Origin of the sequence: Sulfitobacter sp. CW3, from assembly GCF_019392245.1 — a bacterium.
In the GTDB taxonomy this organism is placed as follows: Bacteria; Pseudomonadota; Alphaproteobacteria; order Rhodobacterales; family Rhodobacteraceae; genus Sulfitobacter.
In genome coordinates, this window is sequence record NZ_JAHXRL010000019.1 from 1 (window position 1) to 1,444 (window position 1,444).

Genomic DNA, 1,444 nt, shown 5'->3' on the forward strand with positions numbered 1-1,444 from the left:
GTCTGACGTCAGCGCCTATGGGTCCAAATAGCGCTATTTGCTAAGAGAGGGTTTGTTGCTCATCGTAACCACTGAGGAGTGGAAGATGAGACAGACAACGATGAACCGCCCCCAGTTTGCCGGAGGCTCCAAAGTAAGTATGGATGGAGCCTATGGAAAAAAGTAACAGAGCAAACCGATTTTCGACTGAGGTGCGCGCCCGCGCAGTTCGGATGATTTTGGAACATGAACACGAGTATGCCAATCAATCTGCAGCGATCATGGCCATCGCGCCAAAGATCGGATGTGGCAGAGACACGCTGCGGCGTTGGGTTAAACAATCTGATATTGATAGCGGCCGCAAAGACGGGCAGACCTCTGATGAGCGCGCGCAGATCAAGGCGATGGAGCGCGAGATCCGAGAACTGCGCCAGGCGAACGAGATCCTCCGCAAGGCCTCAGCATATTTTGCGCAGGCGGAGCTCGCCCGCCCGTTCAAACGATGATCGCCTTCATCGAAGAGCATCGAGATGGCTTGGGTGTCGAGCCGATTTGCAAGGTTTTGCCAATCGCCCAGTCCACATTTTATGCGCATGTAGCGATCGCCCGAAACCCTGACTTGGCGTCCGATCGTGCCAAACGGGACGTGAATCTGAGCCCCGAGGTTAAGCGTGTTTGGGAAGAGAACAATGAAGTCTACGGCATCCGAAAGGTCTGGCATCAACTACAGCGTGAGAAGTTCACGATCGCCCGCTGTACTGTGGCCAGGCTGATGAAACGCCTTGATATTCATGGCGTTATTCGCGGAAAGGTAAAGAAGACAACAGTGCCAGACAAAAACCAGCCATGCCCAAAAGATAAGGTGAACCGCAAGTTCCGAGCCCCAGCGCCAAACATGCTATGGGTTAGCGATTTCACTTACGTTTCGACGTGGCAGGGCTTCGTGTATGTCGCTTTCATCATCGATACCTTCGCAGACAAAATCGTTGGCTGGCGTGTTTCAAGTTCGCCCAAAACAGACTTTGTGTTGGATGCTTTGGAACAAGCGCTGCATGATCGCCGCCCCGTTCACAAAGGTGGCCTCGTTCACCACTCCGATCGTGGCGGGCAATATCTGTCCATTCGCTATACCGAACGATTGGCCCTCGCGGGGATCGAACCCTCTGTTGGTAGCGTCGGTGACTCCTACGATAATGCCTTGGCCGAAACGATAAACGGCCTCTACAAAGCCGAGGTCATTCACCGACTGGGGCCTTGGAAAACCATGGCCTCGGTCGAATGGGAAACGCTCAAATGGGTCGAGTGGTTTAACAACCGCCGCCTGCTTGAGCCCATCGGGTACATCCCGCCAGCAGAAGCAGAAGAGAGGTACTATGCGCAGTTCGACACATTAGATATGGTCGCCTGAGACGAAGCAATCAGCCTCCGGCAAACAAGGGGCGGTTCACTCAGCAGCTCGTCTAAA

1 protein-coding gene and 1 other annotated feature are annotated in these 1,444 nt (G+C 53.9%); the gene reads left to right on the forward strand.

What is annotated here, in order from left to right; translation table 11 throughout:
- The first annotated feature begins 152 nt into the window (after positions 1-152).
- Positions 153-1,387, forward strand: a protein-coding gene (locus KZZ06_RS20020) for an IS3 family transposase (protein ID WP_219581754.1) whose coding sequence is annotated in 2 segments (ribosomal slippage) — positions 153-447 and positions 447-1,387 — 1,236 coding nt in all. Because the reading frame shifts where the segments join, the coding sequence is not laid out codon by codon here.
- Positions 440-555, forward strand: a sequence feature (AL1L pseudoknot). (Overlaps the previous gene by 116 nt.)
- Positions 1,388-1,444 lie beyond the last annotated feature (57 nt).